General features: G+C 41.6%; 17 protein-coding genes and 4 pseudogenes. 19 read left to right on the top strand and 2 right to left on the bottom strand.

Going from position 1 to position 23,928, the window contains the following annotated elements; translation table 11 throughout:
- Positions 1–12 precede the first annotated feature (12 nt).
- The 6 genes from ACESR9_RS01795 (at position 13) to ACESR9_RS01770 (ending at position 7,206) form a co-directional block, all read left to right on the top strand.
- Positions 13–846 (top strand): carbohydrate ABC transporter permease, encoded by an 834-nt coding sequence (locus ACESR9_RS01795; protein ID WP_021153463.1) that lies wholly within the window; start codon positions 13–15, stop codon positions 844–846.
- 238 nt (positions 847–1,084) lie between these two features.
- Entirely contained in the window at positions 1,085–2,527 is a 1,443-nt protein-coding gene (gtfA, locus tag ACESR9_RS01790; RefSeq protein ID WP_373105190.1) for a sucrose phosphorylase, read from the top strand.
- Between the two features lie 240 nt (positions 2,528–2,767).
- Complete coding sequence (locus ACESR9_RS01785) at positions 2,768–3,946, top strand: galactokinase (RefSeq protein WP_373105189.1); 1,179 nt, start codon at positions 2,768–2,770, stop codon at positions 3,944–3,946.
- Between the two features lie 12 nt (positions 3,947–3,958).
- Positions 3,959–5,431, top strand: a complete 1,473-nt coding sequence (gene galT, locus ACESR9_RS01780) for a UDP-glucose--hexose-1-phosphate uridylyltransferase (protein WP_373105187.1) — start codon at positions 3,959–3,961, stop codon at positions 5,429–5,431.
- 63 nt (positions 5,432–5,494) lie between these two features.
- Positions 5,495–6,493, top strand: coding sequence for a UDP-glucose 4-epimerase GalE (galE, locus tag ACESR9_RS01775; RefSeq protein WP_247923379.1), 999 nt, complete (start codon positions 5,495–5,497; stop codon positions 6,491–6,493).
- 128 nt (positions 6,494–6,621) lie between these two features.
- Positions 6,622–7,206: a DUF1307 domain-containing protein gene (locus ACESR9_RS01770; protein ID WP_024055821.1), complete on the top strand. Its 585-nt coding sequence runs from the start codon at positions 6,622–6,624 to the stop codon at positions 7,204–7,206.
- Positions 7,207–7,778: 572 nt separating this feature from the next.
- Here the strand turns inward: ACESR9_RS01770 and ACESR9_RS01765 are convergent.
- Positions 7,779–9,296, bottom strand: a pseudogene (locus ACESR9_RS01765) (ATP-binding cassette domain-containing protein).
- 248 nt (positions 9,297–9,544) lie between these two features.
- On the opposite strand from ACESR9_RS01765, the pseudogene ACESR9_RS01760 reads away from it, so the two are divergent.
- From ACESR9_RS01760 to ACESR9_RS01725, 8 genes and pseudogenes are all read left to right on the top strand, one after another.
- Positions 9,545–10,801 (top strand): annotated as a pseudogene (locus tag ACESR9_RS01760) (hypothetical protein); the annotation flags it as partial.
- Between the two features lie 2 nt (positions 10,802–10,803).
- A complete protein-coding gene (locus tag ACESR9_RS01755) occupies positions 10,804–11,037 on the top strand; it encodes an Imm74 family immunity protein (RefSeq protein ID WP_024056346.1) in 234 nt (77 codons plus the stop codon).
- Positions 11,038–11,339: 302 nt separating this feature from the next.
- Positions 11,340–11,687 carry a barstar family protein gene (locus ACESR9_RS01750; protein WP_003007812.1) on the top strand — a complete coding sequence of 116 codons (348 nt, stop codon included), beginning with the start codon at positions 11,340–11,342 and terminating at the stop codon, positions 11,685–11,687.
- A gap of 87 nt (positions 11,688–11,774) precedes the next feature.
- On the top strand, positions 11,775–12,509 hold the full coding sequence (locus ACESR9_RS01745) for a hypothetical protein (RefSeq protein ID WP_373105184.1): 735 nt from the start codon (positions 11,775–11,777) through the stop codon (positions 12,507–12,509).
- A gap of 11 nt (positions 12,510–12,520) precedes the next feature.
- Entirely contained in the window at positions 12,521–12,826 is a 306-nt protein-coding gene (locus ACESR9_RS01740) for a hypothetical protein (protein ID WP_003007809.1), read from the top strand.
- Positions 12,827–12,829: 3 nt separating this feature from the next.
- A complete protein-coding gene (locus ACESR9_RS01735) occupies positions 12,830–13,018 on the top strand; it encodes a hypothetical protein (protein WP_024055943.1) in 189 nt (62 codons plus the stop codon).
- Positions 13,000–13,209: a hypothetical protein gene (locus ACESR9_RS01730; protein ID WP_049516158.1), complete on the top strand. Its 210-nt coding sequence runs from the start codon at positions 13,000–13,002 to the stop codon at positions 13,207–13,209. The genes ACESR9_RS01735 and ACESR9_RS01730 overlap by 19 nt, the downstream gene beginning before the upstream one ends.
- Before the next feature lie 6 nt (positions 13,210–13,215).
- Positions 13,216–13,599, top strand: a pseudogene (locus tag ACESR9_RS01725) (ISL3 family transposase); the annotation flags it as partial.
- Positions 13,600–13,719: 120 nt separating this feature from the next.
- Here ACESR9_RS01725 and gshAB read toward each other — a convergent pair.
- Positions 13,720–15,984 carry a bifunctional glutamate--cysteine ligase GshA/glutathione synthetase GshB gene (gene gshAB, locus ACESR9_RS01720; protein ID WP_373105181.1) on the bottom strand — a complete coding sequence of 755 codons (2,265 nt, stop codon included), beginning with the start codon at positions 15,982–15,984 and terminating at the stop codon, positions 13,720–13,722.
- Between the two features lie 381 nt (positions 15,985–16,365).
- Here gshAB and ACESR9_RS01715 point away from each other — a divergent pair.
- The 5 genes and pseudogenes from ACESR9_RS01715 to trxA all read left to right on the top strand — a co-directional run.
- Positions 16,366–16,572, top strand: a pseudogene (locus tag ACESR9_RS01715) (IS3-like element ISBt2 family transposase); the annotation flags it as partial.
- Positions 16,573–17,122: 550 nt separating this feature from the next.
- Positions 17,123–18,160, top strand: coding sequence for a M42 family metallopeptidase (locus tag ACESR9_RS01710; protein ID WP_373105179.1), 1,038 nt, complete (start codon positions 17,123–17,125; stop codon positions 18,158–18,160).
- Positions 18,161–18,285: 125 nt separating this feature from the next.
- On the top strand, positions 18,286–20,271 hold the full coding sequence (locus ACESR9_RS01705) for a peptide ABC transporter substrate-binding protein (protein WP_021153433.1): 1,986 nt from the start codon (positions 18,286–18,288) through the stop codon (positions 20,269–20,271).
- Positions 20,272–20,393: 122 nt separating this feature from the next.
- A complete protein-coding gene (locus ACESR9_RS01700; protein ID WP_373105177.1) occupies positions 20,394–23,423 on the top strand; it encodes a CocE/NonD family hydrolase in 3,030 nt (1,009 codons plus the stop codon).
- A 97-nt stretch (positions 23,424–23,520) separates the two neighbouring features.
- Entirely contained in the window at positions 23,521–23,835 is a 315-nt protein-coding gene (gene trxA / locus ACESR9_RS01695; protein ID WP_049483759.1) for a thioredoxin, read from the top strand.
- Positions 23,836–23,928: the final 93 nt, after the last annotated feature.

Below are 23,928 nucleotides of genomic sequence, written 5' to 3'. Positions count from 1 at the left end.
AGGAGAAGCACGATGAAACAAGATGAAAGAAAAGCCTTGATTGGCAAATATATTCTATTGATTCTAGGATCGGTTCTGATTTTAGTGCCACTCCTTGCCACCCTCTTTAGTTCCTTCAAACCCACCAAAGATATTGTAGATAATTTCTTTGGATTTCCAACAAACTTCACATGGGACAACTTTAGCCGTCTCTTAGCTGATGGCATTGGAGGCTATTATTGGAACTCTGTTGTCATCACTGTCTTGTCTTTACTTGCTGTGATGATCTTTATTCCTATGGCAGCCTACTCCATCGCCCGCAATATGAGTAAAAGAAAAGCCTTTACCATCATGTACACCCTCTTGATCCTTGGGATTTTCGTACCTTTCCAAGTCATCATGATTCCGATTACGGTTATGATGAGTAAACTCGGTTTAGCTAACACCTTTGGTTTGATCTTGCTCTACTTGACTTATGCGATTCCACAGACCCTCTTTCTCTATGTGGGGTATATCAAAATCTCTATCCCAGAAAGTTTGGATGAAGCAGCAGAAATCGATGGGGCTAATAAGTTTACAACTTATTTCCGTATCATCTTCCCAATGATGAAACCCATGCATGCGACAACTATGATCATCAATGCTCTTTGGTTCTGGAATGACTTCATGTTGCCACTCCTTGTCTTGAACCGGGATTCCAAAATGTGGACCCTGCCTTTGTTCCAATACAACTATGCAGGCCAATATTTCAACGACTACGGACCAAGCTTTGCTTCCTACGTTGTCGGCATTATCAGTATTACTATTGTCTATCTCTTCTTCCAACGCCATATCATCGCAGGAATGAGCAACGGCGCAGTGAAATAACAAGATACAAAGCCCGTCAAAAGCTCACAGTGAAAATAGGGAATCTGAATAAGAAGCCTCAGCTTCTTGGAAGATTCATCTTTTTCACACAGAGCTTAGGGCGTGTTCAATTTCAGATACAAAGGGACGATTCAGCTTGCTGATTTCAATCGTATCCTAGGAAGCAATTCTAAAATAGAAAAACTCATGAAAGCCAGGTCCTCAAAGACTTGGCTTTCAAAAAAGAAAGGGAACCATTATGCCAATTCAAAACAAAACCATGTTAATTACTTACTCAGATAGCTTAGGAAATAACCTTAAGGATCTCTATGAAAATCTGGAGAAATATTTTGGGGATGCAGTAGGTGGGGTTCACCTCTTGCCGTTTTTCCCATCAACTGGTGACCGTGGCTTTGCGCCTGTAGACTATGACCAAGTGGATCCAGCCTTTGGAGATTGGGAAGATGTCAAACGCCTGGGCGACAAGTATTATCTCATGTTTGACTTTATGATCAATCACATTTCCCGTCAGTCTAAGTATTATAAAGATTATCAAGAGAAGCACGACCAAAGTGCCTATAAGGACCTCTTCCTCAACTGGGACAAGTTCTGGCCGGAGAATCGCCCAACTCAAGCAGACGTAGACTTGATTTATAAGCGCAAAGACCGAGCTCCTAAGCAAGAAATCACTTTTGCGGATGGGACGACTGAGCATCTCTGGAATACCTTTGGGGAAGAGCAGATTGACCTAGACGTGACCAAAGAAGTAACCATGGATTTTATTCGCAAGACCATCGAACACCTGGCAAGCAATGGCTGTGACCTCATTCGTTTGGACGCCTTTGCCTATGCGGTCAAGAAATTGGACACCAATGATTTCTTCGTGGAACCAGACATTTGGGATTTGTTGGATAAGGTGCGCGATATGGCCGCAGGCTACGGTGCTGAGCTTCTTCCAGAGATTCATGAGCACTATTCCATCCAATTTAAGATTGCTGATCACGACTATTATGTCTATGACTTCGCACTACCTATGGTAACCCTCTATAGCCTCTATAGTTCAAAAGTGGATCGTCTTGCCAAGTGGTTGAAGATGAGTCCCATGAAGCAGTTCACGACACTCGATACCCATGATGGGATTGGGGTGGTCGATGTCAAGGACATCTTGAATGATGAAGAGATTGACTATGCTTCAAATGAGCTTTATAAGGTAGGAGCAAATGTTAAACGCAAATATTCCACAGCAGAATACAACAACTTGGACATCTACCAAATCAATTCGACATACTATTCAGCACTTGGAGATGACGATCGTAAGTACTTCCTAGCCCGTTTAATTCAAGCCTTTGCACCAGGAATTCCACAGGTTTATTACGTTGGATTCTTGGCTGGGAAGAATGATTTGGAACTCTTAGAAAACACCAAAGAAGGCCGCAATATCAACCGTCATTACTACAGCAATGAAGAAATTGCTCAAGAAGTAGAGCGACCAGTCGTGCAATCCCTTCTCAAGCTCTTTAGTTTCCGGAACAACTCGCAAGCTTTTGACTTAGAAGGAAGCATTGAGGTGGAAACACCAGATGAACATACCATTGTCATTACGCGCCAAAATAAAGACCAGACTGTCACAGCAGTAGCCCGAATCGATCTTGCTGAGGGCACTTACCAAGTGACAGAAAATGGTCAAGAAATGGTGTTTTAGAACCTTTAAGAATCTCAATTGGGTCACTCCCAATTGAGATTTTTTGGTAAAGTTTTACTAAAATTAACTCGAAATAGCAAGAGTGAAATAGAAGTTATAATCGGATGAAAAACCTATATTATCGCCTTTCTGGGCATAAAATAAAAAATTAATAAAATTTTACTAAAAACACTTGAAGTTTTACTTGTGATCAGATATAATACAAGTATAAAAACGTTTACAAAACTAAAGGAGTTTCTCATGACGACAACAATCACATCTCAAGATTTACAAGCAAAATTCCAGGCTGTCTTTGGGGAAAAGGCTGACCACACTTTCTTTTCACCAGGACGGATTAATCTGATTGGTGAACACACGGACTATAACGGAGGCCATGTTTTCCCAGCGGCTATCACACTTGGTACCTACGGAGCGGCAAGAAAGCGTGAGGATAAGGTCTTGCGTTTCTTCTCAGGAAACTTTGAAGACAAGGGGATTATTGAAGTTCCACTTGAAAATCTCCACTTTGAAAAAGAGCACAACTGGACCAACTATCCAAAAGGCGTGCTCCACTTCTTGCAAGAAGCTGGTCATGTCATTGATAGCGGTATGGACGTCTATGTCTACGGCAATATTCCAAATGGATCCGGTCTTTCTTCTTCAGCTTCGCTTGAGCTCTTGATTGGCGTCATCGCTGAGAAACTATATGATCTTCAGTTAGATCGTCTAGATCTGGTCAAGATCGGGAAACAAACCGAAAATCACTTCATCGGAGTTAACTCTGGGATCATGGACCAATTTGCCATCGGTATGGGAGCTGATCAACGGGCTATTTATCTCGATACCAACACCCTAGAGTATGATCTGGTACCGCTGGACCTCAAAGACAATGTCGTGGTCATCATGAATACCAACAAACGCCGGGAATTAGCAGATTCAAAATACAATGAACGTCGTTCAGAATGCGAAACTGCCGTTTCTGAACTCCAAGAAAAATTGGATATCCAAACCTTAGGGGAATTGGATCTCTGGGCTTTTGATGCCTACAGCTACTTGATCAAGGATGAAAATCGCATCAAACGGGCTCGTCATGCTGTACTTGAAAACCAACGGACCCTCCAAGCACGCAAGGCCCTTGAAGCAGGTGATTTGGAAGGCTTTGGCCGTCTCATGAATGCTTCCCACGTATCCTTGGAGCATGACTACGAAGTGACAGGTCTAGAATTAGATACCTTGGTGCATACAGCCTGGGAACAAGAAGGTGTCTTAGGCGCTCGTATGACCGGAGCAGGCTTTGGTGGTTGCGCCATCGCTCTCGTAAACAAAGATAAAGTGGAAGACTTTAAAGAAGCTGTCGGCAACCGTTATGAAGAAGTCGTTGGCTATGCGCCAAGCTTCTATATTGCAGAAGTTGCGGCAGGAACACGGGTGCTTGATTAAAAAGGAGATAGGATGACAGAACAGGTATTAGATGCATTTGTCACAGCGGTCATTAACGTCAGTGACTACGAAGAGATGGATCGGATCTATCTAAAAAATCGCGTTATGAGTCGCGTCGGAGAAGAAGGGCTAGACGCCCCAGCTCAAAAAGAAGACTTGATTGCGCTCAAAGATCAGCTGGTGGAAATCGCTGTTGCGAATGGTAAGATCCAAGATAGCATGGCCGCCAAGGACAGCCTAGGTGCAGAGTTGATGGATTGGATCACCCCCAGTCCTAGTCAGGTCAACCGCTATTTCTGGGAGACCTACCATCAGTCCAAGGAAGACGCGATTGCGGATTTCTATGCCCTCTCTAAGCGCAATGATTACATCAAGGTCAAGGCGATTGCGCAAAATATCGCTTTTGAGGCAGAAACCCCCTATGGCTCCCTTGAAATCACCATCAATCTGTCAAAACCTGAAAAAGATCCTAAAGACATCGCAGCGGCGAAGCTGGCTAAAGCTAGTCATTATCCAGCCTGCCAACTGTGCTTTGAAAATGAAGGATATCAAGGTCGCCTAGACCATCCTGCCCGTGCCAATCATCGGATCATCCGCTTTGACATGGACAGTCATGACTGGGGCTTCCAGTATTCCCCTTATGCCTACTTCAATGAACACTGCATTTTCCTCGATAGCCAGCATGTTCCTATGGCCATTAGCCGCAAGACCTTTGAGCGACTCTTGACCATTGTCGAGACTTTTCCAGGCTATTTTGCAGGCTCCAATGCAGATCTACCCATTGTAGGGGGATCCATCCTGACTCATGACCATTATCAAGGCGGACGCCACACCTTCCCTATGGAGCTGGCGCCTGTGGAGGAAAGCTTTACCATTGAGGGCTTTGAGGCTGTATCGGTAGGAATTGTTAATTGGCCCATGTCGGTTCTCCGGTTGCAATCGGACAACAAGGCGCAATTGATTGACCTGGCAGACCATATCCTCACAGCCTGGCGAGGCTACTCGGATCCAGCCGTTCAAGTCTTAGCAGCATCCGATGGTCAGCCCCACCATACCATTACCCCCATTGCACGGATTCGTGATGGGCATTATGAATTGGACTTGGTGCTCCGTGACAACCAAACCTCACCAGAGCATCCAGACGGTATCTATCACCCACATGCGGATGTGCAACACATCAAAAAAGAAAATATCGGCCTGATCGAAGTCATGGGCTTGGCCATTTTGCCACCTCGCCTCAAGGAAGAGCTCAAGCAGGTTCAAGACTATTTGCTTGGACGTGAGGATACTGTGGCGACCTACCACCAGCCTTGGGCAGATGATTTGAAAGCCACTCACCCAGCTATCACAGAAGAAGCAGAGGCAGAGGCCCTTGTCCGTGAATCAGTCGGCCAGATCTTTGCGCGTGTGCTGGAAGATGCCGGTGTCTACAAGAGAACCGCAGAAGGACAAGCTGCTTTTAGACGCTTTGTTGCGACACTTTAAGTGTGGAGAAGTGGCAGAAATTTGGTACAATAAGAGAGAAGACAAGAAGCGAAAGGAAAACAAATGGCAATACTCGTACTCGGAGGAGCTGGCTATATCGGTTCCCACATGGTGGACCGTTTGGTCAATGAAGGACAGGAAAAAGTCGTCGTGGTCGATAGCCTGGTCACAGGCCACCGTGCAGCGGTGCATCCAGATGCTGTCTTTTACCAAGGAGATCTGGCGGATCAAGACTTTATGCGCAGGGTGTTTAAAGAACATGCCGATATCGATGCGGTCATCCACTTTGCGGCCTACTCACTGGTCGCTGAGTCCATGGCAGATCCTTTGAAATATTTTGACAACAATACAGCAGGCATGGTCAAACTCTTGGAAGTCATGCATGAATGTGGGGTGCACTACATCGTCTTTTCTTCAACTGCTGCCACCTACGGCATTCCAGAAGAAATTCCGATTCTTGAAACCACTCCACAAAAACCGATCAATCCTTATGGGGAAAGCAAGCTCATGATGGAAACCATCATGCGCTGGGCTGATCAAGCCTACGGCATCAAGTACGTGCCCCTTCGTTACTTTAATGTAGCGGGTGCTAAGCCAGATGGATCCATCGGAGAAGACCATGGACCAGAGACCCATCTCTTGCCGATCGTCTTGCAAGTGGCCCAAGGCAAACGCGAAAAGATCTCTATTTTTGGAGATGACTACCAGACACCAGATGGCACCAATGTTCGGGACTATGTCCATCCATTTGACTTGGCAGATGCCCATCTTTTAGCAGTGGAGTATCTCCGAAACGGCAACCCATCTACTGCCTTTAACCTGGGCTCGTCGACCGGTTTCTCCAATCTTCAAATCGTTGAAGCGGCCCGCAAGGTGACCGGACATCCGATCCCACTTGAGCTGGCTGATCGCAGACCAGGAGATCCTGATACCTTGATCGCATCCTCTGAGAAGGCGCGTGCCATCCTCGGTTGGCAACCAAAATTTGACAATATCGAAACCATTATCCAAACAGCCTGGGCTTGGCATTCCAGCCACCCAGATGGCTACAATGATCGATAAGGAGGGGCTGCGGACATCATTTTTGAGACTTTTTTAATAACATCTAAAACGACAGTTGATCTTGCCAAATGACTCGTTTCAGACGTCAGTCATTTCCCTAACCATCATAAAAAAGTGAGGTATTCAAAATGAATAAAACCACAAAAATGTTAGCCGTCTTCTTGACAGCGGGTCTTCTTTTAGCTGGTTGCACACAAAAAGAGAGTACAAAATCTACTAGTCCATCGTCTACTAAGGCGACAAGTAAAGCAACAAGCAAATCATCCGCTAAAGAGAAGACAAAAGAGTCATCAACTGATGAAAGCAAAAAAGAAGATGCACTAGCAGGTGCACAAAAAACCGTTCTTGAAACGAGTGATGAAGCAGGTAAGTCCACTGTAACCTTGTATTACAAGGGAGATACCTTGTTGTTACAAGAAAAAGTTGATGATTACGACGTCTCAAAAGTGCCTGGTGAGAACCCTCTTGAAACCATGAAAGAAGCCGTCGCTAAGAGCCAAGAAAAATTCAAAGATCTGATGGGCCATGGATTTGAACTAACATCAGAATACAAAGACGGAATCTTTTATATCCGCAATACTATTGATTACACAAAAATCGATTTTAATAAATTGAAAGAAATCGTACCAGGCTTTAATCCCCTAGATGACAAAACAGTCAGTTATTCAGTAACGAAAGACAGTCTTATCAAAGGCGGAATGGTCGAAAAATAAACAAAATGGAGAGTAGCTCAGTTTGTTGCTCTCTTTTTGTTTTCGTATGAATTCATGGCCATATTTTGTAGAATAGGATTTAAGGAAAAGAGTATTTAAATGAGTGATATCTTTTTAGAGAGTGCAAATCATGATTTGCATTTGTATGAATAAAATCTTTAGTTGAGTGATTACAGTTAAGAAGTCCACTGACGAGTAGGAAGTATTGAGAAGATCAATCCAGTTTACTTATGCACTGATCAAACGATTCATCCCTTTTGAAATTAAAGATGTAATAGAAGGGGTTGGAAGAAATACAATTAAATATAAAAAAGAGGCTGGGACAAAAGTCCTAGCCTCTCAATTGTTTTTGGATTGTCGAGCAAGACGCAGTGGTTGAGTGGGCTCTACTACGCTGATTTCATCAGCTTTTACAGCCCTACTCAACTGTGAGTAGGTGGGACGACGAAATCGAATTCTAACGAATTACCGATTTCTGTCCCACTCTCTTTTTGAGGTTAAGATGACCTCAATCTATCTGTGCCTGATGATGTATTGATCATGGTAAAACAAATCTTCGTGAGAAAGCAAGTCTACTCATTTTTTTGAATGATTAGTTCTCCAGATCTAATTTCCCAGACTTGGTCAAAGTTCTTCAGTGCTTCATTCTGTCGGTGTAAAGTAATGATGACAGCACACGGTAAGTCTAGTACTTTTTTCAATTCTGCCTCAAACTGATGAGCATCCAAGGCTGAAAAAGGTTCATCCATAATAACTAATGGACTCTGGCGGTTTTTTTCTCGATTGAGGTACATGCGTTGTTGTTGTCCAGCTGACAGGGATTGAGGAGGTGTTGCTTCAAATTCCTCATCCTTAAACTCTGCGGGGAAAGTATTGAATAGCGTAACATTATTTTCATAACTAGAGATGAAGCTATGCTCTTGTTGCAAGATCAGGCCAAATCTCCCCCAAAGCTGATTTAGGGGAAGATCGTTCAGCAAGATCTCGCCTTGGAAATCCTCATCCGTACCATTTAAAATATTGAGCAGGCTACTCTTACCTGATCCGTTCTCTCCTATGAGGGCAATCTTATCTCCTTTGTGAATGGTGGCAAAAGAAATCTTCAATGTTGATTCCCCAAGTTGTTTAGAAAGATTTTTCAATGTGATCGTTTCAAAAGAATGCTGTGGTGCCTGAATTGAAGATGGATGTTTAACGATAGTTTGAAAGCTTTTAATTACAGGTTTTACCGACTCTAACATTTGCAGATCGTAAAGGATTTCTTGAATTGGTTCTGAGAAGGCTGTAATATAACCAAAACTGGCCACCACCTCAGGGATACCAATTTGATGATGATATAGAGAGTAAGCTAGATAGGAAAAGAGAATAAGGCTAATGAATTCAAAAGAAATACCCGTCAAGAGAATACCTGTAATTTTAGTCAAACCATACCCAAGATACTTATCCTGCAAATTTTTGAGAGAACTTCTTTGTTGCTCTATAAAATGAGGTAGAGTAAGTTTGTTAACTAGGTGATGTCCTCGGAATAGATCCTCCAAGGTCCGATAATAATCACCTTGCTTTTCAAGATAGGTTTGTCTACGCTTCGCAGTCAATTGACCAACGATCTTTGGAATTTGAATACTGATGGCTGTTGAAATCAGTAGGATCAGTGCCACTATAGGATTGATCGTTCTGGTAATAATGATGGTATAAATCAAAATTCGTAGAATCTACTTAAAAAAACTCATCAGTGGAGGTAGATAATCTTTTTCCAGTGAATCAAGATCATTAGATTGATAAGAAATGTATTCTGCGACTGTTTTCTGCTTGAAATCATGGTGGGCAAGTCCTAAAAGAGATTGAAACCAATCGTTCTTTAGATTTGTCGAAAAGAGAATGGCCTGTTTCCAGTCAAGTCGCATTTGGATGTAGTTGCAAGTCAAGTAACCTATAACTGCGATACAATAACCTGACAAAGCTATTTGATAGTGGCCACGAATTAATTCTTGTGTAAAGTATGGAAGAAGAGCCGTACAAATATTGGACAGTCCACTAAAGAGAAAATTAAAGAAAAGATACCAGCGCAAAGGCTTAAGGTATTGAAACATAGACGAAACTCCTTGATAAAGCTATAACATAAAACTGATAATGACATAACAGCCCAGTTACATTAATGAGCAAATAGGGGCATTAGTTAGAAACTTTCATTTTTGTAAAATATAACTAAATTATAGCATATGATGAAGTCAGTTTATTAATTTGAAAGAAGTTTGTCCATGTATTTCTCAAAAAAATTTGATATTAGGATGATTCTGTAGGCGTGTTAATTTAAACAAAAGAATTGCTAGCGACAGAAGATGCTGCGAGTGGAACCTACTTGCCTCCAAGTAGTGGATCTGATCTATCGTGGAAGCAAACAACCTCTTTAGGATGGCAAAAACGTCAAGCCATTCTGAACAAAGTGAAGAATCCGAAAGTTGAAACATTAGAAGAAAAACTCTCAAAAATGTCACGTGCTGAACTGGAGGAAGAGTATGGAGATGTGATTCAAGCCTATAAAAGGTATACGAATATGGGGCAAGGTGATGCGATCCTTGCCAAATGGGATATGAACGATCTCAAATTGTTATGGAAGAGATATAATGAAGTTAAGAATGATCATTTAGGATTATTACCTTCAGAATTAGCCAAGGTGGACCCAAAATTTAAGAAACGTATCGATGCAATAGATCAAGAAGCGTTAGAAGAGGCCTACCCAGAACTTAAAACATTGATCTCCATGGCTCATGTGAATCCATATGCACAACTATTTAAATCTGAAACAGAGCGAGCTAATTATCATTACCTACTAGACCGTTATTTCTTTTTGGATAGTCAAAAAATGCTCAGTTGGCGAGATCCTGCTTTTCAAACTAAATATGATTATTATATAATTGAAGAAGGTATTGATCCTTTTACAGGTAAACCTGCTACACAGGAAGAAATCAATCGTGCAAAAAATATCAAGAAGGTGAGAGGTTTTACTGATAGCCTCCAACTAGCAAGTACCTTGTATACATCTTATGTTGGATATAATCAGTACTACAATAAACCCTACACAACTTTCTCGGATGTATATAGTAAGGTAAAAGGGAAGATTCCTGTCTTCAATAGGAAACCAGTAATTCCTGTTTTTTCAAATAGATATTCAAAAATAGATTTTACTCAAACTGACTTTGATGTTGAGTTAATAAGAGGTAGATTGAAAACTGATCCAGATACGGCTTTTTTCTGGTCAGGACGAACAGATGGCATTGGAGGAATGGATGTTGCGAAAAAAATAGCAAAAAATAAAGGAGGAGTTACATTAGAATCTACGATTGATGATACGAACATTGTAATGCCTGAATGGGATTTTAATACTCCTTCAAGTGTAACAGCTTGGGAGGAAGCTTCGAATGTTTACGCAGAGCAAGTATCTGGTGAAATAAGAGCTGTAGTTGGTAGCGAACTACGACCAGGAAATATTTGGGAAAACATCGAACTACCAAGATTGAAGGCCAATCCAAATGTTACTAAGGTTACAACAATAGATCCTAAAACAGGGGTAGAAAAAATTATATTCGAGAGGTAGAAATGAAAATTACAGGAACAAGATCAACAATTACTTTTGATTTAGAGAATGGTTTCCTCATAAAAGCACAAGGAGAATTGCTGATCAATAAAAAATTTGTTGTTTATAAAGATAGTATGACACAATGGGAGCCTCCTCATGAGAATCTTCCGATAACTCAAAGAGAAATAGAAAATATTATTAATACAGCTAAAAAAATGGAGAGCAATCAAACTATTCAATTAGACTTTGTATAATTATATTGTATTCTAAGAGAAATAAATCTCTATACAAGTGGTCAGGTTGTCTATCATGGGACCAAACTCCTAGGTGGAAGTGAAGAAGATGCTCAAACTGCAAACTTTATCGGGAACATCGTAGGAGGTTATGTGGCCTCCTCAGCAACCAGCAAGTTTAGTTTGAATCAACCTTTTTTTTCAAATCGATATTCAAAAATAGATTTTACTCAAAACAGAAGACCATTATAAAACATTTTAAAAAAATAGAATAGAGGTTTGAAATCCTGAAAAATAGAATTCATTACATTACGAAACTTGAAATGCAAGATCGATTGCCTTTCAGTGGCTTTGTAGCAAATTTTGATGGGAAGCAGATCCAAAACAAAGAAGAACTATTTCGTTTTCTTGAAAAAAATGTCGGACTTCCTGATGCCAATAATTGGTCATCTATTACAGATTGGCTGACAGACTTATCATGGATAAAAGCTGAAGAATACAACTTTATTCTTGAAAATTATGATAGCTTCTTAAAAGATGACTTATCATCTAAAGACTTATTTTTAGAAATTTTGGAAGAAGATATTCTTCCTTGGTGGGAATGCGATGTTGAAAAGCATGTTGTTGGCAGTAAGGTCAAGAGTTTTCAAGTTTACATAGTAGAAAATTAAAAATAGGACAAAGTTTTAAGGAGCTACCTTAAGGTAACCACTTATGTTGGATATAATCAGTACTACAATAAACCCTATACAACGTTCTTGGATGTATATAGTAAGGTAAAAGGGAAGATTCCATTCTTCAATAGGAATCCAGTAATTCCTGAGGTTAACCTTAAGGTAGATATCAATGGTAAAACTATAACAGAAACCACAAAACCTTATGATCGCGAACATATTTTACGAAATATAGAAGAAAGCAGGCTTGCGAGGGAGAATTCAGGGTTTAAAGACTTTTCAACCACGAGGCTTCAGCCGGTAGTCAAGCCTCAGCCTGCACCTAAGAATTTAGATGTTGAGGGACCAGTAGTAAATAATATTCAATCTAAATATCCCGATTTGCAAACTTATGAATATAATTCATATACAAATCCTGGTCCACTAAATGATTTAAGAGGTCAGCCTAATGTTAATTTTTATAGGGGACGGTATGATGTTGAAGTTTTGAAGTCTCCCAAAATATTATATCGAGCTGGCGACCAAAGCAATCCGCTAGGGCAATGGTTTACAGAATCAGCCCCACATTCTGAGATAGAAGTTAGAATAAATACGGCAGTAAAACCAATTTGGACAGATCGTTCAGGAAACTACACTGGCAGCTCTCCTTTAAATACAGTTTACGAAATAAAAATACCAGCTGGCACAACAATATACAGAGGACCTGTTGCGAGTCAAGGAGGCATCTATCAAGGTGGTTTGGAATATGAACAAATTTTTATTGAAACTCCGTGGAAAATAGAAGGTGTAGAGGTTATTAGCTCAAAACCATTAAATTAGTGAGGAAAGAAATGAAACGAAAAGAATTATTAGATAATATCAAATTAATATTACCACTATTAAATCAATACAATGATGGGACAATTCATGTACAAATTTCATTTTTACAAGGATTAGAATGTGCATTGGAAAATGGTGACTCACTCCCTACAATAAGAGAAATTAAAGATATCCTTTATCCTCCAAGAGGAGGTCTATCAGACTTTTTTGTTTGGAAGAATGATTATTTGGAACGACTAAAAATTAATGAAGAAATTGAAGCCTACAATAATAGATTATGGGAGCTTTTAAATCAAATAGAAAACTTGGAATCATAGTAAATGCATCAAATTTTAAAATTAGAAGCATTTCATCAATCTCATACAAGAATTCCAAGCGGAAATGAAGCATCTGCTTTTGAAGATTTTTGGAAACCAGGAGGACAAACCTTCCCAGGAAATATGCCAGAAGGCATCATGAAAGATATTAGTACCCAAAGAGGAGAACACACATGGAACATAGTAAATTAACTTGGGAAGACGTTAGTAAGTTTGAAGAAATAAAAGGTTATGGACAACATGTTTGGCGACATCATGAGAAATATTTTTTTGTTACAGATGAAGGAGGAATAGCTGAACAGAGGGTAGTCTATGAATTACCATTAGAACTATTTCAATCACCCTACCAAGTTTTTCTGAGTTACTTGAAAAGTCTAACTTAATTTGACAATTTAGGCAATAAAGAAATCCTAGACAAGCTTTTGAGCTATTCAGAAGACTTGAAATACCACTATAATCTCTATCAGCTCTTGCTTTTTCACCTTCAGAATAAGGAACCAGAGAAATTTTTTGGACTCATTGAAGACAATATAAAGAAGGTTCATTCTCTTTTTCAGACTGTCTTTAAAACATTTCTAAAGGACAAAGGGAAAATCATCAATGACCTTCAGTTATCCTATTCCAACGCAAAATTGGAAGCGACTAATAATCTCATCAAACTTATCAAACGCAATGCCTTTGGTTTTCGGAACTTTGAAAACTTCAAGAAGCGAATTTTCATCGCTCTGAATATCAAAAAAGAAAGGACGAAATTTGTCCTTTCTCGAGCTTAGCTTTTCTTCAACCCACTAAAGTTGACAAAGAGCTGTAGATTTTAGGTATTTACCTTGTCTACTTAAGAGGTATCATATCATCGAGATAAAGGTGATTTGTTTGTTCCTAAGAATTAGGTTTTAGGTTTGACTTGTGGCAACTTCTGGAAAAAGCTTGTCTAGAATTTTTGGAGTGATAGCTTGTCCAGGACCTTCAGCACAATAGGTGTGAATATACATAGCGGGATTGAAGTTGAGCTCGATACAAGTGAAATGAGGTTTTTCCTTGCTAGCAGGCTGAGTTTTATCTGGAATGATGAGGTCAACCCCGCAAGCCCAGGCCCCCATGCTAGTTGCCATAGCTGCTGCCAATTCTTGGTAAGAGGAATCTATTGTCTCAGTGACATCAATAGAGTCACCACCCGTAGAAATGTTGGAGTTACGGCGGAGATTGACCTTTTTCCCTTCTGGGAGAATATCATCAGGTGCATAACCTTGCTGAGTCAACATCAATTGTTCGATGTCTCCTAGCTTAATGATTTCCAGAGGTGAGCGGTGGTCACGGCCTCGCAATGGATTGGCATTTTTCTGAGCGACTAATTCACGAATGGTGTGTTTGCCATCACCGACAACATTAGCAGCGACACGAAGGAGGACAGACTCACAACGCCCGTCCAGAATGAAGAAACGGTATTCGGTTCCTGGGATAAATTCTTCAACAAGAACAGCTGTATCTTCTGCAAAGGCAATCTCGAGAGCTTTCTTATAGTTATCAAGGCTGGCAGGCTCTTGGAAAATGGAAATGCCCAGACCGAAGTTGGTTGATTTTGGTTTAACCACAATTTGCTTGCCCTTGATAAGAGGATAGTAGGCTAGACCTTGTTCTAGACTGGTAAATTCGTCGCCGGCGGGGACAGGGAAGCCAGCATCAGCCAGGATTTTTTTGGTCACGGTTTTATTAGCCATGGCAAGAGGAACTACATAGTTGTCTTTTGAGGTCATGTTACCATTTTTGACGTACTCAACATGATCTTTATGCCAGAGTTTAAGGAATTGATCCTGCTCATCTAGGATTTCAAAATGAAGCCCTTTTTGAATGGCATCAAAGAGCAGCATCTGGGTAGAAAGTTCCATCTCCTCATAACCCTTAAGGGCATAGTGGGCAGTCCAGTCGTAATCATGATAGGCAAGCGCCTTGTCAAGGGCAAAGTCAGAAAGGGACTTGTCTTTGATATGAGGAAGAAGTTGAGCAGCTAGTGTCTGACTGGAATCTGCAAAGGCATCTTTAACTTGTTTGACCAGCCCTTGATGATAGTCACCAAGCCCAAAATGTTGCACCAGTTGGTCTAGAGCTGTCGTAATGTTCTGAGTTTCAGCTTCAGAAGGTAGAGGTTCTAAAGGATGAGAGAGGGCAATTTTTTCATTCAGCGCGTGACCTTGAGCCAGAGCCTGATCAACATTTTCAGGGGCATCCAGCCAGAGGAAGGCTAGAAGGAGTAGGTGTACGGTATCCATGGTAGTTTGGCTAATACCGATACGCTCAAAGGGGTTGAGGTCGAAGTTACGGAATTCTAGGTAGGTGATTCCCTTGTCAAGGAAGGAGCGATTAACCTTTTGTCCACGGAAACGAACAGCCGAGTAAAATTCCTTTTCCGCAATCAAATTACCTTGTTCGATATAGTTTTCGATGGCAGAGACATAGTCTTCTAGGCTTGCAAAAGATACTTGTATTTCTTCCTTATTGACATAGCCGTGGTCACTGTTACGGAAGGAACGCACAGGTTCTGGAACTTCTTGGTCGAAGAATCCTTGCTCAGCAATAGGTGCAGCCCCAAAAAGATAGGTAATCACCCAACGGTAGCGCAAGTAGTTTTGAGCCAGCTTAAGATAGAGGGCGTTTTTGAAAGCAATTATATCAATCTGGTCACTTTCTTGGAATAGGGCTTCAACCAAATCTTTCCCTAGTTCCATATTATAGTGGATACCTGAGATAGCTTGTAGTTTAGTTCCGTATTTTTCGGCCAGGTAGTTACGATAATGGCGTTCAAATTCATTTTCCAGTTGGGCAACTTGGATTTCTTGGGCGTTGATACGAGGAGGCATGGACAAGGGCCAGAGAAGTTCATCTTTACTGATGGAACGTCCAGCTACATCGGTAATGGCTCCAAGAAATCGACGAGCCTCAGTGGTAGATTTAGCAACTGGTGTGATGAGTTCCATCTGAAACTCACAAAAATCTGTTTGAATATAAGGGTGGAAACTTCGAGCTCCTAGCCATGAAGGGTGAGGCGTATGTGCTAATTTTCCCTGTCTATCGACACGAAGACTTTCGCGTTCAATTCCAAAGTTAGCTTGAAGGATAGGGCTAGTAGGCTCCAGCTTTTGAAGCAGTTGATTTATAGTCATAGAGTCACCTTTTCATCTAATGTTAGTGATAGTCTATTATAAATAGGAGAAGAAAACAACTTTCCGCTACGGTTAAGGGGAATTTCCGAATGTTTCAGATAAGAATTCTTAAAACCAATTGTTTTTTAGCTCTATTATATGCAAAAATTGTAAAATACCCACTGATTTTTATGTAAAATGTTATTTCTCTTGGAATTTAAATCAAATTAGCCTATACTAATGACGTATATATGAGAACGAAAGAATCCCTAGGGTCGGCACTGCACCCATAAAATGAGACACAAGAAAACACTCCTGTTGAATTCTGGTAAACTAGAAACAGGGGTGTTTTGTTATGGTCAAAAAGCATATTCAGTAGAAACTAAGCTAGCCTGTATCGAAATGAAGAAGGCAGGCAAATCAAATAAAGTTATCATGGATACCCTCAGCATCAAAAATGCTAGTCAGGCCAAGACCTGGTAGCGATGGTATCAGAATGATGAATTGTACCGTTTCCAACAACCCGTGGGGAAACAATATACTTATGGTAATGGGATGAAACAGTTATCTGAAGTGGAACAGTTACGTTTGCAGGTAGAATTACTAAAAAAGTATCAGAACTTGATAAGAGAATCGACAAAGTAAGTCTTATCAAGCTAGTAGAAGAGTATAAGAAAACGTGCCCTGTATCGATTATTTTAGAATGTTTCGGCGTCAAACGCTCCACCTTTATCGCTGGAAACAGGAGTGTAAGAATTCTCAGAAAAGAGGCGAAATAGCAGATAATGGCTGTATCGAATGGTTTCACTCTGTTCTCAAGTCTGAAACCTTCTATCTCCATAAGTGGAGAAACATAACTGAAGATAGTCTAACAGATATTGTCAAAAATTACATCATATTTTATCCTGATAATTATGTATCACCATTGAAATAGCCTGCGTGGAACTTGTTTAGACACCGTTAGTTGTGGACAAGTTTCTTTTTTTATTTTAGGTGCACTAGATGAATCTCTCCCAAAATGTGTTGAAAATATAAATAGAACTCTGGCTTTCTCCTAATGCAAGTACGGGAAGAGTTGAAAAACTCCAACCTGTAACCTCTCCTCTAGCTATTCCACCTATTTCATGCTAGAATAAAGAAAAACACATTTGGAGGCATTATGAATCAGACAGTGACTTATTTGCAGGAATTGACAGCCATTCCTTCCCCGACCGGTTTTACACGTGAGATCGCAGAATACTTGGTCAAAACCATTGAAGGCTTTGGGTACGAAGTAACTCGGACTGCTAAGGGAGGCGTGAATGTGACCGTGCCTGGTGTGATCACAGACAAGCAACGCTACGTCACAGCCCATGTGGATACCTTGGGAGCTATTGTCCGCGCGGTGAAAGCAGATGGTCGCCTCAAGTTAGACCGTATCGGTGGTTTCCCTTGGAATATGATTGAAGGGGAAAATTGTACAGTCCATGTAGCCAATACAGGAAAGACCCATTCTGGGACTATTTTGGTCCATCAGACTTCTTGCCATGTCTACAAGGATGCGGGAACTGTAGAGCGGACCCAGGACAATATGGAAGTCCGTCTAGATGAAAAAGTGACCAATGAAAAAGAAACCCGTGCCCTTGGCATTGAAGTGGGTGATTTTGTCAGCTTTGATCCCCGGACCATTGTGACAGATACTGGCTTTATTAAATCTCGTCACTTAGATGACAAGGTAAGTGCGGCGATTCTCTTGAATCTTCTGCGCGTGTACAAGGAAGAGCAGATCCAATTGCCAGTAACGACCACCTTTGCCTTTTCAGTCTTTGAAGAAGTGGGGCATGGGGCTAATTCTAGTATTCCAGCTGAAGTGGTCGAATACTTGGCAGTGGACATGGGAGCTATGGGAGACGACCAAGCGACGGATGAATACACGGTATCCATCTGTGTCAAAGACGCTTCTGGACCATATCACTATGAGTTCCGTCAGCATTTGGTAGCCTTGGCAAAAGCCCAAGAAATCCCTTATAAGTTGGACATCTATCCTTTCTATGGATCAGATGCCTCTGCAGCCATGAGCGCAGGAGCAGAAGTCAAACATGCTCTTCTCGGAGCAGGAATCGAATCTAGCCACTCTTATGAGCGGACTCACTTGGATTCTGTAGTCGCAACAGAGCGCATGGTCGATGCCTACCTCAAGAGCGACTTAGTAGAGTAAAAAATGGAACTACTCTCCGGAGTAGTTTTTTTCATAATACAAAAATTTTCTGAAAATTCCTTTTCTTCTGAAAACCTTTGTGGTATAATCTTAAAATAAACTTAAAATTTCTTGAGGAGATTTACATGAAAAAAAGAAATGTCATTGCACTTGCGGGGGTTGCCCTCCTTTCAGCAGGTATCCTAGCAGCTTGTTCGGGTGGTTCTAAATCATCTAGCTCAAGTAACGGTCAAAAATTCTCATATGTCTATGAGACTGAGCCAGAAAACCTAAACTATATCACATCTGGTAAAGCAGCAACCCACGATATCACTGGAAACTTGATTGATGGTTTGTTTGAAAATGATAAATACGGGAACTTGATTCCATCTCTTGCAAAAGATTGGACAGTTTCGCAAGATGGCTTGACTTATACTTATAAACTTCGTGACGATGCTAAATGGTATGATTCAGAAGGCGAAGAGTATGCGGATGTAACAGCTAAAGATTTCGTCACAGGGATCAAATATGCGGCTGATAACAAATCAGAAATGCTCTATATCATCCAGGATTCTATCAAAGGCTTGAATGACTACGTCAGTGGTAAAAATAAAGATTTCTCAGCTGTAGGAGTAAAAGCAGTTGATGATCATACCCTTCAAATCACTTTGAACCAACCAGAATCTTACTGGAACTCTAAATTGACTCTTGGGATCACTTTCCCTGTCAACGAAAAATTCGTGAAATCAAAAGGGGATAAATTCGCTCAAGCAAGTGACACCAGCTCTCTTCTTTACAATGGTCCTTACATCTTGAAGAGCTTTACTTCAAAATCTTCTATCGAAATGACCAAGAATGAAAACTACTGGGATAAAGACAAGGTCTACATCTCAGATGTGAAATTGGAATTCTACGATGGACAAGACCAAAGTAAATTGGCCAAATCATTCGGTGAAAATGCTCTTAGCTTGGCAAAACTCTTCCCAACTGGATCTGGTTACTCAGAGCAAGCCAAAGAATTCAAAGACGAAATCACCTACACTCCTCAAGATGCCGCTTCTTATGTTATTGGTACCAACATCGACCGTCAATCTTACAAACACACTGCTAAGAAGACCGATGAAGAAAAACAATCTACTAAGAAAGCTCTCTTGAACAAGGACTTCCGTCAAGCGATCAGCTTTGCCTTCAACCGTGAAGCGTATGCTGCTCAATTGAACGGAAAAGACGGAGCAAGCAAGATCATCCGTAACCTCTACATTCCACCAACATTTGTCCAAGCTGATGGTAAGACCTTTGGTGAAATGGTGAAAACTCAATTGGATACCTACGGAGATGAGTGGAAATCTACTAAACTAGACGATGGTCAAAATGGTCTCTTCGATGCTAAGAAAGCGAAGGAAGAGCTTGCAAAAGCGAAGACTGCCTTGGAAGCAGAAGGTGTGAAATTCCCAATTCACATCGATATGCCTGTAGACCAAACCACACCATCAAGAGTTCAACGGGTACAATCCTTCAAACAATCAGTTGAAGAAGCACTTGGTAAAGAAAATATCGTCATCGATATCCAAATGCTTTCGAAAGAAGACCTTCAAAATGTGACCCTCTTTGCGCCAAATGCGGCTGGCGAAGACTGGGATCTCTCTGATAATGTTGGATGGAGCCCTGACTACCAAGACCCATCAACTTACATGGATATCTTGAAAGCTTCATCTGGTGAAAATACTAAAACTTTCCTTGGATTTGACCCAAGTGAAAACAATGAAGCAGCTAAAAAAGTTGGTCTGTACGACTTTGAAAAGATGATCAAAGATGCTGGTGCAGAAACACAAGACGTCAACAAACGCTATGAAAAATATGCGGCAGCGCAAGCTTGGTTGACAGATAGTGCCCTTGTTATGCCAACTTCTTCATCAACTGGACGTCCATTCTTGACACGTATCGAACCATTCTCAGCTCCATTTGCATGGACTGGTGGTAAAGGAAAAGACCACGTGATCTACAAAGGAATGAAACTCCAAGATAAAGCTGTGACAACTGCTGACTACAACAAAGCCCTTGAAAAATGGCAAAAAGAACAAGCAGAGTCAAACAAAAAAGCACAAGAAGATCTTAAGAAACACGTCAAATAAGGATCGATAACCGGGGCTGATGCCTCGGTTTTTTTTTTGGATCATTTGAATATCTATTTGATATAAAAACGCTTACATAGTATAATAGGGGTGTTGATTACAAAAAAAGTAAGGAGACTGACATGAAAAAGAAAACAATGGTTTCCATTGTCGCATCAAGTTTATTGATCGCACCGATGGTCTTGCATCAAGTAGCAGCAGCAGATGAGCAGACAGAAGAGCTAGCCCCATCGACAGAAGTGGTCCATGCTCCAGCTTCCGAAGCAAGACCGACAACAAGTGACACAAGTACTGCCACTAGTGAAGAAGCTGCAAGCTCGAATGAGGCATCGCTGGATCGGACGGCAGTTGCAAATCAAGTAGCCCCTGCTACAGAAGAACACACAAGACAAAGTGAGCCTACGGTCCCAGTAGCAACTCCAGCAGCAACAAACAGGGAAGCTGGGCCTCAATCTGCTCCTTCTTCAGAAGCTCCGGCAACAAGTCAGGATTTGGCAAAGGTCACAGGTAGCACCCTTGCAGCGGATCAAGCCTCTAAAGAGTTGACGGTCCAAGATGCTGTTAATGGCTTGCTTCAATGGGCAGCAACAGATCCTAGCCAATTGGGCCAAAGCCAAGCAGATCGCGAACGCTTTGCCAAGAGTTTAGGCTTGATTGAAAAATCAGAAGATCTGACTCGTAAGGTTAGTCAGCCAGAATTGGCCAAGATGTATGAAACAGCTAAGAAACTCTACGATGCCTACCGGGCTGAAAAGAAAAGTCCGCTCTTTTTAAATGGTCGTGCCCAACCGATTTTCCCTTATACAACGGGAGAAAAAGCAGACCAAGACTACAAATATGAGGACAGCCAAATTGTGCGCTTCCCAGTCTATGTCGAAACGGACTACGATACCGATGCAGATGGTAAGCCTGACTTAGTCAAAGCCATTGTTCAATTACCAAAAGCCGTAGCGCAAGGTGATTTTAAGGCAGCCACCATTCTAGAAGCACGCCCTTACGTAGCGGGGACGCTCGATGAAAACTATGTGACTCTTGAAAGTTTGGGGCTTCCTACGGACGGTAGTTACGACATGAAGAAGCTGCACAACCAACCTGCAAAGAGACAGCCAGTAAGCAGTGAAACAACAGTAGAAGCAGCCAAAAAAGCCAAGGCTTCGGATTGGTATTACTACAGTCCCTACGAGTATATCTATGACTACGAAGATCTCAACTGGTACGACTATTTCTTGGTCAGAGGCTATGCCTTTATCTCCAGTGCTGGACTTGGTACCAAGGGATCAGAAGGATTTAATACGACGGGGTCTGATCTCGAAATCAATGCCTTTAAGAATATCATCGAATGGGTCAATGGCAAACGCAAGGCCTACACCGATAAGACTAGCAATGTTGAAATCAAGGCAGACTGGGCAACAGGCAATGTCGCTATGACAGGTCTCTCCTGGGCTGGAACCACGACCTTTGGTGTGGCAGCAACAGGCGTAGAAGGTCTAAAGACCATTGTTCCAGCAGCAGGGATTGCCTCTTGGTATGATTATTTCAATAGCCAAGGAACCCAGTTTGGCAATGCCCCTTATAGTGACCTTTCATGGCTCTCCCTCTACGTTAGCACACGGATGCTGGACCAAGACGACTGGGCAGGGATTTGGCAAAACTATTCCAACTACATCAATCAATTGAACAAGGACCAGTACGCCCATGATCGTAACTACAGTGATGTCTGGAAGGAGCGGGATTATACCCTTCATCCAGAAAATCTCAAGACCAGCGCCCTGATCGTCCATGGCTTGAATGATGACAATGTTAAGACCAAACACTTTGAACTCATGTACGATGCTCTCAAGAAAGCAGGACAAGATGTCAAGCTCTATCTCCACCAAGGAGATCACGTCTATCCAGCGGCTATGTCACGGGGATACGGCATCACTGCCAATGGTCAGGACTTTTATGACCTGCTCAATACCTGGCTGACCCATTACCTCTACGGTGTGGACAATCACGTCGAAAGTTTGCCAGCGGTTCTAGCTCAAAACAACTATGATCCAAGCAAGTGGACCAGCTATGATAACTGGAAGAGTAGTCAACGTCTCTTCTTGAATGCAAGGTCTAAACGTCTAGAAGAAACCATTTCTAGTGACTATGCGGCTGCGGGTGTCGAGATCGCTAACCGTAATGAAACCGTCAGCAAAGCATCCTCTAAGGCCAATCTGACCTTTGCTTCTGATGTTACTGAGGACACTACGATCAAGGGCCACATCCCCGTTCATTTCAAGGCAGCACTTGCCAAAGGTCAAGGAAAGAATTTCCAAATCAACGCTCTCTTGGTAGATGTGGCAGATGAGGATTTTGACGTGGTGGGAAATGGTAGCGTCAAGCAAGATAAAACAGCAGACGGTTTCTGGATGGGAAGCAATTTAAGCAACCTATCTGTTGCCGAATACGAAACCATCAAGACCAAGTACAAGGTGATCGCGAAAGGCTGGATCAACCTTGCGAACCCTGAGTCTGGCTACGATTCAGCAAGCTCACGCACTAGCATTGAGCCAAAAGTTGGGGAATACCACGATTACACGGTTTATCTCCAACCAAATCTCTATACGGTTAAGAAAGGTCATAAGTTAGCTCTAGTCTTTAACACCTATGACCCGTCTGATTTAACGGTGGAGCATCCATATGAAGTGACCTTCAAGACAGATTCTATCCAGGCTGCGATTCCAATTGTCGAAAAGACCCGCGCCCAAAAGGCAGCCTATGTACCAAGTGCAACAGATACTGACTATGCGAAATTGCCAGAAATAGAAGGAGCTGCTCTAGTCGCTCCAGAAGTGCACTACAAGGAAGAATATACGCTTCCAACTCCAGAACACCTTGTCCAACCAAGCCAAACTCTTCCTGAAAAAGATGAACAGATGCAAACAGGATCAGCAAGACAAGAGCAATCTCATCTTACACTAGCTGTATCTTATGGACCTCAATTTGTTTCACAAGGATTGGCAGAAGATCCTCAAGAAGTGACTCCTGCAGTAGGAGGAGAGCAGGTAGACCATACCCTTCCTCAAACAGGGAGCAAAGATCATGCTCTGGGTCTCTTAGGGGTGATCAGCCTAACAGCTTCTAGCCTCATCTTTTGGCGCAAAAAGAGAGAAGATGCCTAAGGACTCCCCGTAGCAAATATTTCTAAAATGGCATCTTTTAGTGTAAAATAAAAGTAGAAATGCAGAATCAGTAGTCACTACTGAAAAAGGAGGAAATATGGCACACATAATCACAGATGCAACTTTTGAACAAGAAACCAGCCAAGGCCTTGTCTTGATTGACTTTTGGGCAACTTGGTGCGGTCCATGCCGCATGCAAGCTCCAATCTTGGATCAGTTGGCAGAAGAAGTACATGAAGATGATTTGAAAATCTGTAAGATGGATGTCGATGAAAATCCAAATACAGCGCGTCAATTCGGTATCATGTCGATTCCAACTCTTCTCTTTAAAAAAGATGGACAAGTTGTCAAACAAGTGGCTGGAGTTCATACGAAAGCCCAATTGAAAGAAATCATTGCAGAATTGAGCTAAAAAGAAGACTCGTTTTCCAAACCGGAAAACGAGTTTTTTTGATGCTCTTTATTTCTTTCAAATAGACGCGATACCCATTGACAGCGCTTTCTT

This window comes from Streptococcus parasanguinis, assembly GCF_964238605.1.
GTDB classification, from domain to species: domain Bacteria; phylum Bacillota; class Bacilli; order Lactobacillales; family Streptococcaceae; genus Streptococcus; species Streptococcus parasanguinis_AJ.
Note: the sequence above shows the minus strand (reverse complement) of the source record. Positions and strands in the feature narration are given on the sequence as shown.

Coding starts and splice junctions, on each gene's coding strand:
- galT (WP_373105187.1), top strand. CDS start 3,959: ATGACAGAACAGGTATTAGATGCATTTGTCACAGCGGTCATTAACGTC.
- ACESR9_RS01755 (WP_024056346.1), top strand. CDS start 10,804: ATGAAAATTACAGGAACAAGATCAACAATTACTTTTGATTTAGAGAAT.
- ACESR9_RS01710 (WP_373105179.1), top strand. CDS start 17,123: ATGAATCAGACAGTGACTTATTTGCAGGAATTGACAGCCATTCCTTCC.
- ACESR9_RS01735 (WP_024055943.1), top strand. CDS start 12,830: ATGCATCAAATTTTAAAATTAGAAGCATTTCATCAATCTCATACAAGA.
- galE (WP_247923379.1), top strand. CDS start 5,495: ATGGCAATACTCGTACTCGGAGGAGCTGGCTATATCGGTTCCCACATG.
- ACESR9_RS01730 (WP_049516158.1), top strand. CDS start 13,000: ATGGAACATAGTAAATTAACTTGGGAAGACGTTAGTAAGTTTGAAGAA.
- ACESR9_RS01795 (WP_021153463.1), top strand. CDS start 13: ATGAAACAAGATGAAAGAAAAGCCTTGATTGGCAAATATATTCTATTG.
- ACESR9_RS01700 (WP_373105177.1), top strand. CDS start 20,394: ATGAAAAAGAAAACAATGGTTTCCATTGTCGCATCAAGTTTATTGATC.
- ACESR9_RS01750 (WP_003007812.1), top strand. CDS start 11,340: ATGCAAGATCGATTGCCTTTCAGTGGCTTTGTAGCAAATTTTGATGGG.
- ACESR9_RS01785 (WP_373105189.1), top strand. CDS start 2,768: ATGACGACAACAATCACATCTCAAGATTTACAAGCAAAATTCCAGGCT.
- ACESR9_RS01770 (WP_024055821.1), top strand. CDS start 6,622: ATGAATAAAACCACAAAAATGTTAGCCGTCTTCTTGACAGCGGGTCTT.
- ACESR9_RS01740 (WP_003007809.1), top strand. CDS start 12,521: ATGAAACGAAAAGAATTATTAGATAATATCAAATTAATATTACCACTA.
- ACESR9_RS01705 (WP_021153433.1), top strand. CDS start 18,286: ATGAAAAAAAGAAATGTCATTGCACTTGCGGGGGTTGCCCTCCTTTCA.
- gtfA (WP_373105190.1), top strand. CDS start 1,085: ATGCCAATTCAAAACAAAACCATGTTAATTACTTACTCAGATAGCTTA.
- gshAB (WP_373105181.1), bottom strand. CDS start 15,984: ATGACTATAAATCAACTGCTTCAAAAGCTGGAGCCTACTAGCCCTATC.
- trxA (WP_049483759.1), top strand. CDS start 23,521: ATGGCACACATAATCACAGATGCAACTTTTGAACAAGAAACCAGCCAA.